This window comes from uncultured Streptococcus sp., assembly GCF_963456385.1.
In the GTDB taxonomy this organism is placed as follows: Bacteria; Bacillota; Bacilli; order Lactobacillales; family Streptococcaceae; genus Streptococcus.
In genome coordinates, this window is record NZ_CAUOLF010000034.1 from 1 (window position 1) to 11,227 (window position 11,227).

The following is an 11,227-nucleotide window of genomic DNA, read 5'->3' on the forward strand; positions in this document are numbered from 1 at the left end:
AACCAACGCATGAGGGAGTCAAAGTCCCTTGCCTTACCGCTTGGCTATACCCCAAAAAGAGCGCTGACAAAAGTCACTTTATCATCGTCATAATGAACGCTAATGGAGAGAGAGGGATTCGAACCCCCGAACCCGAAGGAGCGGATTTACAGTCCGCCGCGTTTAGCCTCTTCGCTATCTCTCCGACAATCAACGCTATCTATTATAACATTGATACAATGAAAATGCAAGCCTTATTTGCTTAAATTATAGGTTTCAATCAAAGTTTCCACAGCTCTTTCAAGTTTTTTATAAAAACTTTCAGCATTTCCATTTTTGATGATTGCAAACTGGCCATCTAGTTCGGCAATCTCGCCGATAACCTTCTTGCCAATAGCAAGACTATAACCGTCAAATTGGTCTGCTCCGACCTTCACTTTGCTGTCTGTGATTTGAATTTCAATTTTTTTGTCTTTTTTACTCATAACTTACCTCTTTCAAATTTCTATTGTACACGAAAATAGCTGAGTGCGCAAGCTATCTTAGGCTAGAAACACAGAAAAACTGCCCAATCAAGGACAGTTTTTAGATTATACTTTTACAATCCAACCTTCTGGCGCTTCTATATCACCAAACTGGATACCAGTCAATTCGTCATACAGCTTGCGAGTGACTGGGCCGACTTCTGTTTCGCTATAAAAGACATGGAAATCTTCGCCGTGCTGGATACCTCCGATAGGGGAGATAACTGCAGCTGTTCCGCAAGCTCCAGCTTCAGTAAATTTACCCAAGTCTGCCAGAGGAACATCACCCTCAATCGGTTTGAGTCCTAGTCTATGCTCCGCTAGATAAAGCAAAGAGTACTTGGTGATGGATGGTAAGATTGAGGGACTGAGCGGCGTTACAAACTCATTATCCTTAGTGATACCAAAGAAGTTGGCAGATCCCACTTCTTCAATCTTGGTATGGGTTGCTGGATCCAGATAAATCACATCTGAGAAATGCTTATCCTTAGCAATCTTTCCTGGTAATAAACTGGCAGCGTAATTGCCTCCTACTTTAGCCGCACCAGTTCCGTGCGGTGCCGCACGATCATAGTCATCTGAGACAATGAAGTTAGTCGGAGTCAGACCGCCTTTGAAGTAATTGCCGACCGGCATTACAAAGATAGTAAAAATATATTCTTCAGCTGGTTTCACACCAATAATATCGCCGACTCCAATCAAGAGCGGACGAATATAAAGAGTTCCGCCCGTTCCATAAGGTGGCACATATTCTTCATTAGCTCGGACAACCTGCTTGACTGCTTCCACAAACATTTCTGTAGGAACTTGCGGCATGAGCAAGCGGTCAGCTGTTCGTTGCAGACGCTCCGCATTTTTATCTGGACGGAAAAGCTGAATACTGCCGTCCTTAGTTCGATAAGCCTTCAGACCTTCAAAAGCCTGCTGGCCGTAGTGAAGGCTAGGAGACGACTCAGAGATATGGAGCGTAGCGTCCTCCGTTAATGTTCCTTCTTCCCACTGACCATTGCGATAGTAAGCTATGTAGCGATAAGGCAATTTCATATATGAGAATCCTAGATTTTCCCAATCAAGATTTACCGTCATAGTCTTTCTCCTCTTCTTCCAAACTTCATTTTTAGATACTCCCTATTTTACACCTTTTTGAGATATTTTCAAGTATTATTTTCAATTTTCAGAAAATTTTGTTATTCAGTCTTTTGTTCCGCTATCAAACTTATAGAAATTGAAAAAAACCAGCTCCTACGAACTGATTTGATGATTACTTGATATAAGCTGAGAAGACTTCTTCGTCTGAAATAGTATCAGAAATGAAGCTGCCGTTGCTAGTTCTCTCAGACAAGCTGAGGTCGGCTAGATTGATCTCATAGGCAGTTCCTTTATTAGAAAGCACCTGCAAAATCTGCTCCTCACTGGCTTCTGCTTCAGTAGTAAAGAGGTCGAAGTCCACTGCTTCGCCATAGACTGGTCCAGCTGCAAAGACACGATGTGGCTTGGCCTTAAGCTCTCTCAAGACTTGAAGACCGCGATTTGCCCGACTAGTAACAGGAATGTCTGCGACTGCCATACGCTTGAGCGAACCGCGCTGAGTCAGGAGGTAAAGCGAGTCTGTGTTGGCGATAAAAGCTGCCGCAAGGACATCGTCCTTCTTGAGGTTGATGGCTTTAACACCAGCCGCCTTAGCTCCGATGACAGGAACTTCCTCAATATTGAAACGAAGGGCATAGCCATTTTTGGTCACGAGCATAACATCATCCACCTTAATCGGCGCCAGAGCAATGACCTGGTCGTCTTCATTTTTCAGTTTAGCAAACTTGAGTGACTTAGACTTGTAAGTCCGCCAAGGACTGAATTCCTTGCGCTCCACTCGCTTGATTTGGCCCAGCTTGGTCGCTGCAAAGTAAGTGCCCTCCTCAAAGCTATCCAGCAATTCTGTATAGATAACCTCTTCCTTGGTATCAAAGTTACTGATGGTCTGGCTGAGGTGTTCTCCTATTTCTTTCCAGCGGATGTCTGACAGCTCATGAACAGGCCGGTAAATGACATTTCCCAGGCTAGTGAAAATCAATAAATGCTGGGTCGTCTTGGCTGGGCTGACGAAAATCAGTCGATCATCATCACGTTTGCCCATCTCCTCTAGGGTTGAAGCAGAGAAAGAACGCGGACTGGTCCGCTTGATATAACCAGAACGAGTCACGCTGACATAAGTCTCTTCCTCAACAATGAGACTAGCTGTATCAATCTCAATGGCATTTGCCGTATCCTGCAGCTCGCTGAGACGCGGATTGCCAAACTTCTTCTTAACATCGCGGAGCTCTCGCTTCATGAGGTTATACATGGTGCGCTCATCGCCGATAATGGCTGCCAGCATGGCAATCTTCTCGCGCAGCTCTGCTTCTTCCTCTTCCAGAACCACTACGTCTGTATTGGTCAAACGGTAGAGTTGGAGAGTGACGATAGCCTCAGCCTGCTCCTCGGTGAAATCATAGCTGACTTTAAGATTTTCCTTGGCGTCTGCTTTGTTTTCTGAAGCACGAATCAGGGCAATCACCTCATCCAAGATGGAAATAACCCGAATCAATCCTTCTACGATATGCAGTCGTTTCTCAGCCTTGGCCTTGTCAAAGCGACTACGAGCTAGAATAATCTCCTTGCGGTGGGCAATATAACTGGTCAAGATTGGCACAATCCCCACCAAGCGCGGCGTGAAATTGTCAATCGCCACCATGTTGAAATTGTAATTGACTTGCAAATCAGTGTACTTGAAAAGATAGTTGAGAATCAGCTCAGTATTGGCATCTTTCTTGAGCTCGATGGCAATGCGAAGACCGTCCCGATCTGATTCGTCCCGAACCTCAGCAATGCCAGCCACCTTATTGTTGACCCGCACATCGTCGATTTTCTTGACCAAGACCGCTTTATTAATCTCGTAAGGAATCTCGGTGATGACGATTTGCTCTTTACCGCCCTTCAGCTTTTCAATCTCAGTTCTGGAGCGCACCACGACGCGACCTTTACCAGTCTCGTAGGCTTTCTTGATTTCATCACGACCTTGGACAATGGCTCCTGTCGGGAAGTCAGGTCCAGGCAGAAACTCCATGAGCTTGTCCACCTTGGCCGACGGATGGTCAATCATATAGATGACCGCATCAATGACTTCGGCTAGATTATGAGGTGGAATGTCGGTCGCATAACCAGCGGAAATCCCTGTTGCTCCATTGACCAAAAGATTAGGAAAGGCTGCCGGCAGAACAGTCGGCTCCTTCTCGGTGTCGTCGAAGTTCCAAGCAAAAGGAACAGTATCTTTCTCAATATCTTGCAAAAGGTAGCCAGCCATCTCAGACAGCCGCGCCTCGGTATAACGCATAGCCGCCGGAGGATCACCGTCCATAGAACCATTGTTCCCGTGCATCTCAACGAGAATCTCCCGGTTTTTCCAATCCTGAGACATGCGGACCATGGCATCGTAGATGGAGCTGTCACCGTGGGGGTGGAAATTCCCCATGATGTTCCCGACTGACTTGGCCGACTTGCGGTAGCCCTTGTCAAAGGTATTGCCGTCCTTATTCATCGAATAAAGAATACGGCGTTGAACAGGCTTCAAGCCATCGCGAATGTCTGGCAAGGCCCGCTCCTGAATGATGTATTTGGAGTAGCGACCAAAGCGCTCTCCCATGATGTCCTCAAGGGACATGTTTTGAATGTTGGACATAATAATTCTCTTTTTTATTTTTCTTTTTAATAATAATTAGAAGCTAAGCCTCTCTTTAGCATACTCAATCATCTTCTCTGCGGTTACTTTGTCATAGTGGAAGCCTGTTTTGCGAGAGAAAGCTTGTGCTTCTTTGTGGAAAAAGTGCATGGTAGCTAAGAGAGACCTGGTGATTTGTTTCTGGTCAGAAAAGTCAAGCAAGGCTGTATATTCTTTCTCTTTCTCAGCAGGCAAATGCTGGAAGAGGTATTTGTAGTTCTTGCCAACATCGACCGTCCCCTTATCTGCTGCCACTTGCCAAGCTAAAAGCTTGAGCAATTCTTGTTGGCAGATTCCATACAAATGATCCGTCGCATAGACAAGGTGATTTCGATAAATGCCCTTAACTACATAAGCGGACACCCACCAAAATTCATTGCAGGATTTACCAAAGTCAGTCGCACTGGCTGGTGCCGTCCAATAGCGTTTGGGTGTCGGTGTATAAGGAGCAAACAATCCCTGCGGGTCATCCAGCACCGTAAAATCCGCTTCGCTATCCACCCATTCTTTGATGTGCTCCTTTGGGCAAAGGGTCAAATCTATCCGATTGCCATCTTCAAAGAGCATGAGATAGAGGCGGCGATGGTCTAGTAGGACATACTGCTCAATCATGCGCTTGCCAAACTTTTCCAACCATGCAAGGTCAGCCGCCAGAGCGTCCAAATTCTCCACAATGTAGACCACATCATAGTCTTGGAACTCGTCTCTGGGAGCCTTTGGGTTTGTCCGCGAGCCGGACATAGCGACAGCGTCAACTTGTAGCACTCTTGCGGTTTGCAAAATCACATCAAACATTTCGATTTCAGTTCTCATGTTAATACCTTCTCGTTTTCTCGGATACTAGCTATCTGCTTCTTCTTTTTGGTGAATAGTTTCTACACTATAACTCCCCTGTCTGGTAAAGGTTATACCCTTCGTAATAATATGAAGCATCCACACCCTTAAAGAAACGAGCCTGAGTGAGGTCAGCCGTCAGATTGTTGAGGAGGAGATACTTGAGTTCTCCAGTCGACACTGCACTACGCTTCATGGCATTCAGGTATTCATCCTTATCAATGGCGTTCCAATCTACCACTTTACCCAGCTTCTGACGAAGCATACAATCTAGCCAAATCCGTATGGCGCGTCCATTCCCCTCACGGAAAGGATGAGCAATGTTCATATCCGCGTATTTGTCGACAATCTGGTCAAAATCCTCATGAGGGAGCTTGTCAATGTAGCGCAGCGATTGCTCCAAAAACATGCGGGCCGCAAACTGAAAATCGTCCTTGGCGATATTGACGTCGCGAATGTGTCCAGCGAAATCGTAGATGTCGCCAAAAAGCTGGGCGTGGATAGCCGACAAGCCAGCAAAGGTGCCGACCTCAAAGCCAAACAACTGCCCGCTCTCAAAGAGTTGTTTGGCTCTAACCTTAGTCAGGCGCTCCTCCTCGCGTGCCAGTTCCGCGCTGCTGGTAATGCCTAATTTATTTTCTAAAACCATGATTGCCTCTTTTCTTGTTTTTGGAAATGGCATGTTTCTGAACTATTTAAATTTCATATAAAATCTGTTAGAGCATTCCGAAAATTTGAAATATCTTCTTTAAAACCTGCTTCACTTGCTGTATCAATAATATTAAACGCCTCTTTCAAAGAGTCAAAAACTTCTTTAATATAGTCAATAAAATACTCATCATCCAACAAGTCTATAGTATCTACTAAATTTCTGATTTCTTCAATTTCAGTCTGTTTTGAAGATAAATGTTGAAAATTTTCAATTTCCCTTAAATCAAGTAGTTTCTTTTCTAATATACCTATATTTGAAATTTCATTAGCGATAATATCATCATACTGTAACTTCAAATACTCAACAAATCTCTTAGCAGCATCAAAATCAATATTAGCAGTATGATTATTCGCATGCGCATAGTCGTGTCTTGCTTTAACTAATTGGACATATGAGTTTTTATAATTATCAACTATCTTGGGTAGGTATAATTTAAATTCTGGATAAAAGATCTTTAATTCTTTTTTTATCCTATCCAAATCTGGAGTTATAGGGTGTTTTTCTGGGGGGATTTGATTTAAGATATACTTATCTTTTGGACTTTGTTCTTCATCATTAAAACGCACCTGTAAAATACTATAAATTTTATCTTTCAGCAGTTGCTCCGACAAAGAATATATAGATATAACTATAGAATTTTCGATTGTTTTAATTAGTGTATCTGAAAAAGAGATAGGTCCTCCCATAGATTGCTTTAACCATGTGTAGTCAACAATAGCACGCTCTATATCTTCTAATCGCTCTTCATAAGAAAACTTCCAATCAGTCATGCTCTATCACCTCTTTTGTAGCAGCGATTTTTTTATCTGTCCATTCGACTAAATCTTTAATAACGATTTTTTCGATAACTTTGATAAAATCGGACATGAAGTTTTTATCGACTTGTTTATTTTTAGTTGGCAGTAAAAACTCAAAATCATGAGTTTGAGAAGCTCTCAATTTATTTCCAAAGTCATATTTACCTTGTAAAGATTTTTCAATAACTGCTTTTATAAATAGTAACGATTTCGGTTTAGACACCTCATCATTCCAGAATACACCGGTATCGTCTCCCGCTCCAAATTTATAGCTACGATAAAATGTATTTCCAAAAATATCAATCGTCAATGAATGTTTCGGAAAAATCCTCACATCATTGCCGATTGTCCGTACCACTCCAGTGTTCGTCGTACCAGCCATAACAAAAGGTAAATCTCCGGCAATCTGGTCATCTTTTTTCAAGCGACGACCTTGGGCGATATTGGAAAACAAAGTCTTCATCTTGAAATTAGATAGATATACTACTCCCGACTTCTCTACTCTACTCTTAGTATCTGTCAAGTTTGCGAATGTGTCAAGGATTTTCTCATCTTTTTCTGTGAGGTGATAATCTTTTAATCCAGTCACTGTTAGATACGCCTCGAGCGTCTCGATGCGCTCCGCCTCGAGCGTCTCGATGCGCTCCGCCTCGAGCGCTTTGATATAGCTTTCCATATATGAAAATGCTAATTCTGATTTTATGTATGGCAGATTAACAATAATTTCTTTTGCTTTACTACGATTAAACTTATTTCCATAATCAAATTTTCCTTTTGTAGCAGCTCTGAAAGAGATAACAAAATATAATAGTTGATACTTACCCCAATAATCGTATGGAAACATCCCTTGGACATGTGAATAGCCAATAAAATCATTAGGTTGATAAAAAATACTATCTGAAGTAGTTGTGTCTGAAAAAGTTATCGTATTTCCTTTTTCAGTCGGCTCTAAATTGGTGTAGCCTCCTATTCCATTATTCAAACTAGAATTAACTACAACGGGAATATCACCTTTAGTGGCAAACAACTTTTGATTAGTTAATCCATAGTTTTTAGTAGGTCGAATATCAAATAGTTCTCCAACAGCTACTTTCTTCCACTCGCCCCCGTTTTCTTCAAATTCTTTGTCCAATCTTTGAAGGCGAGGGCTTAAGCTTTTTTTGAAAGGTCTTCTCCACGACTTTGCAGAAGTTGATTAACCTCCCATGAAAGATAATCAGCAACAGTTTTCTTAAAGTCGTCTAGTGTAGGCTTGGTATCAATGACTTGGTGCTGTTCAAAGTTCCAGTCATTACCATTTCTAGTGATAAAATCTTCAATATAGATTTTATCTAACTCCCAAAGCTCATTATTGACTTTTGCTTTCGTTCCCGCTTTATAAATTTTGATAATATCTTGGTACCGCTCAATAGGACTATCAATTTCTGAAATACCACGTTTCGCACGTTTATAGCCGTCATTTCTAAAATCAATAAACTTAACTGTTTGTTCATAATCATGTGGCTTATGAGCTTCAAAAATATAGATAGAAGTCTGTACTCCTGCCATTGGTACAAACAAATCAACTGGCATCTTGATAGAGGCTAGAAGAGTATGTTTTAAAAGTATACTCTTTGCTGTTGTAGTTGCTTTTCCCGAACCTGCGCTATCTTGGATAATGATAGCCCCCAAGCCACCTTTCTTCATCTTATCTAAACCATAAGCGATGAAAGGCAAGCCATTTTCTTCATAAGAAAATGGCGGATTAAGCAAAATACGGTTTGCCTTAAAATTGGTGAAAAGACTTTCTGGACGATTAAAAGCTGAACCTTTTTCAATTCGACTTGACCCGTCGCCACGCAAAATCATATTTGTTGTAGCAAGAGTATACATTTCAGCATTGAGCTCAATCCCAAGTAAATTATTCTTTTTCAGATAAGCAATCTTGTTTTTTGCTTTAGTGGTGTTGCGCCCAAATTCATTATTGGCATCATCTATCATCAATTCCATTGCCGAAATCAAGAAGCCAGCCGAACCTGTTGCTAAGTCCATAACACGGCTGTCCTTGTGTATTCCAAGGATTTGAGCCATCATCTTCGTTACATAAGGAGGAGTGAGAACAATTCCGATTTCTTTTCCATCTCCAAGAGCGTATTTGAGAAATTCGGAGTACATCTCTCCCATAATGTCAATATGACCACCTAAACCATCAATCTGTTTGAAAATATATTCATAGATAAAGGTGAAAATCTGTTTATTAACAGACGAATTACCATTTAAAAATTTAGCTACTTCTTTGTCGTTTTCAGTGATTTCATCACGTTGGCTATCTTTTGAAATCTCACTGAAAGAAGCCAGCATTAACTTCCTTTTTTCTTCCTCAATACCTCTTGCTTTTAGGAAATTGGAAATATGATTGACGATTTTTTCACCATCACGTTTATTTGTTATTTGTCTTCCTTTTAGGTCATCTGGTACAAGACCGTCATCTAATTGCTCACCATTCTCATCAATAATATCTTGCATGGCAAGCAACATCCCCGATACATAAAGAACACGTTGTGGAGCTGTGATATTATGATTGTGCATTAAACGATTAAGTTTTTTAGCATAAGATTGCAACTTAGCCTGACTGTCAATAAGGATTTGGTGTTTTTCTTCATCGGTCAGAGTTGCTTCCTTGTAAAATTCCTCAAAGGTTTGCTCATTTTCAAGAAAGTCTAGTGTTTTAACATCTGTTATTTTATAGGCATTAAACGCTGAACCAAAAACATAATAAACGCTAACTTTAACATTTTCCTCATTATCTCCAGCTACCCCAATCGCAATGACTTCTTGGTAACTTCCACTATCAATCATACGTCTAGCATAATAAATAGCACCATTGACAGCATTTGCACGTATGGAGTTTTCGTCAAACTTAACTCCATCCTTTGTTTCTGCCACTAATTTTGATAACTTCAGCTTATCTTCAATGACTACAGGAACTTTCCTCTTTCTATATTTTTCAATATGAAAATCAGGTTTTCCAAAATTTGTTTTGGTTTTCGTTTTAGCTGCACCCTTTAGTGCTTCTTTCATATAGTCACTCATAGCAGACTCTTCGTTATAATCCCTACGTTTTTTTAAACCTAATTTGTAAAATTGTTCTTTCACCCAATCATTGACATCTGATTCTAATTTCCAATCCATTTTATAACCTCATATTTCAAACTTAATAATCACACAACATTCTAAAAAACAGTTTGCTCCTCCAACGTAAACTTGACGTTATCCTCAATCCACTTGCGGCGTGGTTCGACCTTGTCGCCCATGAGGACATTGACACGGCGTTCGGCGCGGGCCAGGTCTTCGATGGTGACACGGATGAGGGTGCGGGTGTCGGGATTCATGGTCGTCTCCCATAGCTGATCAGCGTTCATTTCACCAAGCCCCTTGTAGCGCTGAAGCATGGCTCCCTTGCCAAACTTGCGGCGCAGGTCATCCAGCTCGCCATCGGTCCATGCATACTCGACGACTTCGCTCTTGCCCTTGCCCTTGGACATCTTGTAGAGAGGCGGCAGGGCGATATAGACGCGGCCAGCCTCGACTAGCGGGCGCATATAGCGATAGAAAAAGGTCAGCAGCAAGGTTTGGATATGGGCACCGTCGGTGTCCGCATCGGTCATGATGATGATCTTGTCATAGTTGGCATCCTCAAGGGTAAAGTCTGACCCAACACCTGCTCCAATCGTGTAAATCATGGTGTTGATTTCTTCGTTCTTGAGAATGTCAGCCATCTTAGCCTTAGCAGTATTGATAACCTTACCGCGCAGAGGCAGGATGGCTTGGAACTTACGGTCACGGCCTTGCTTGGCAGAGCCACCGGCAGAGTCTCCCTCGACCAGATAGAGTTCGTTCTTGGCTGGATTCTTGGACTGGGCCGGAGTTAGCTTACCAGAGAGCAAGCCCTTGTCTTTTTTATTCTTCTTGCCATTCCGGCTTTCGTCACGCGCCTTGCGGGCCGCTTCTCTAGCATCTCTGGCCTTGATAGCCTTGCGGATGAGATTGGACGCCAATTCGCCATTTTCCAAGAGGAAGAAAGTCAGCTTGTCAGAGACGATGGAGTCCACGGCAGGACGTGCCAAAGGACTGCCCAGCTTGTCCTTGGTCTGGCCTTCAAACTGCAGGTGAGCCTCAGGGACCAGAATGGACAGGACAGCAGCCAGACCCTCGCGGTAGTCCGATCCTTCCAGATTCTTGTCCTTTTCCTTGAGCAGGCCCGTCTTTCTGGCATAGTCGTTCATAGCCTTGGTAATTGCGGTCTTGAGCCCCGTCTCGTGGGTACCGCCGTCCTTGGTACGGACGTTATTGACAAAGGACAGGATATTATCGGCGTAGCCGTCGTTGTACTGGAGAGCCACCTGAACTTGGAAGCCGCTCTCCTCACCCTCGAAATAGAGGACAGGAGTCAGGGTTTCCTTGTCTTCATTGAGATAGCTGACAAAATCTTCGACCCCATTCTCATAGTGGAATTCTACTTCTTCGCCAGTCCGCGCATCGGTCAGCGACAGACGGACATTCTTGAGCAGGAAGGCTGATTCCTTAAGCCGCTCAGCAATAGTGTTGTACTTGAAGTCTGTCGTTGAAAAAATCGTATCGTCCGGCATGA

At 42.7% G+C, this 11,227-nt stretch carries 8 protein-coding genes, 1 tRNA gene and 1 pseudogene; all 10 read right to left on the reverse strand.

Features of this window, described 5'->3' with window-relative positions; translation table 11 throughout:
- Positions 1-103: 103 nt before the first annotated feature.
- Positions 104-184: transfer RNA gene (locus RP262_RS10885), tRNA-Tyr, on the reverse strand.
- Positions 185-233: 49 nt separating this feature from the next.
- Positions 234-464, reverse strand: coding sequence for a DUF2969 domain-containing protein (locus RP262_RS10890; protein WP_002895433.1), 231 nt, complete (start codon positions 462-464; stop codon positions 234-236).
- A gap of 105 nt (positions 465-569) precedes the next feature.
- Positions 570-1,595: pseudogene (locus RP262_RS10895) on the reverse strand (branched-chain amino acid aminotransferase); the annotation flags it as partial.
- Positions 1,596-1,764: 169 nt separating this feature from the next.
- Positions 1,765-4,215, reverse strand: a complete 2,451-nt coding sequence (parC, locus tag RP262_RS10900) for a DNA topoisomerase IV subunit A (RefSeq protein WP_125438590.1) — start codon at positions 4,213-4,215, stop codon at positions 1,765-1,767.
- A gap of 36 nt (positions 4,216-4,251) precedes the next feature.
- Entirely contained in the window at positions 4,252-5,067 is an 816-nt protein-coding gene (locus tag RP262_RS10905) for an aminoglycoside 6-adenylyltransferase (RefSeq protein WP_311155159.1), read from the reverse strand.
- Between the two features lie 67 nt (positions 5,068-5,134).
- Positions 5,135-5,737 carry a protein adenylyltransferase Fic gene (gene fic / locus RP262_RS10910; RefSeq protein WP_061595172.1) on the reverse strand — a complete coding sequence of 201 codons (603 nt, stop codon included), beginning with the start codon at positions 5,735-5,737 and terminating at the stop codon, positions 5,135-5,137.
- Between the two features lie 53 nt (positions 5,738-5,790).
- The gene (locus tag RP262_RS10915; protein WP_061595171.1) at positions 5,791-6,570 is read right to left on the reverse strand and encodes a hypothetical protein; all 780 of its coding nucleotides are present in this window, start codon (positions 6,568-6,570) and stop codon (positions 5,791-5,793) included.
- Complete coding sequence (locus RP262_RS10920) at positions 6,563-7,729, reverse strand: restriction endonuclease subunit S (protein WP_311155160.1); 1,167 nt, start codon at positions 7,727-7,729, stop codon at positions 6,563-6,565. Before RP262_RS10920 ends, RP262_RS10915 begins: the two co-directional genes overlap by 8 nt.
- Before the next feature lie 17 nt (positions 7,730-7,746).
- Positions 7,747-9,768 (reverse strand): N-6 DNA methylase, encoded by a 2,022-nt coding sequence (locus tag RP262_RS10925; RefSeq protein ID WP_311155161.1) that lies wholly within the window; start codon positions 9,766-9,768, stop codon positions 7,747-7,749.
- A gap of 41 nt (positions 9,769-9,809) precedes the next feature.
- Positions 9,810-11,227, reverse strand: a 1,418-nt coding sequence (locus tag RP262_RS10930; protein ID WP_311155162.1) for a toprim domain-containing protein, incomplete at its 5' end; no start/stop codon positions are given.

Bases quoted from the DNA above. Each gene is read 5' to 3' on its own strand.
- RP262_RS10890 (WP_002895433.1), bottom strand. From the start codon at position 464: ATGAGTAAAAAAGACAAAAAAATTGAAATTCAAATCACAGACAGCAAA.
- parC (WP_125438590.1), bottom strand. From the start codon at position 4,215: ATGTCCAACATTCAAAACATGTCCCTTGAGGACATCATGGGAGAGCGC.
- RP262_RS10905 (WP_311155159.1), bottom strand. From the start codon at position 5,067: ATGAGAACTGAAATCGAAATGTTTGATGTGATTTTGCAAACCGCAAGA.
- fic (WP_061595172.1), bottom strand. From the start codon at position 5,737: ATGGTTTTAGAAAATAAATTAGGCATTACCAGCAGCGCGGAACTGGCA.
- RP262_RS10915 (WP_061595171.1), bottom strand. From the start codon at position 6,570: ATGACTGATTGGAAGTTTTCTTATGAAGAGCGATTAGAAGATATAGAG.
- RP262_RS10925 (WP_311155161.1), bottom strand. From the start codon at position 9,768: ATGGATTGGAAATTAGAATCAGATGTCAATGATTGGGTGAAAGAACAA.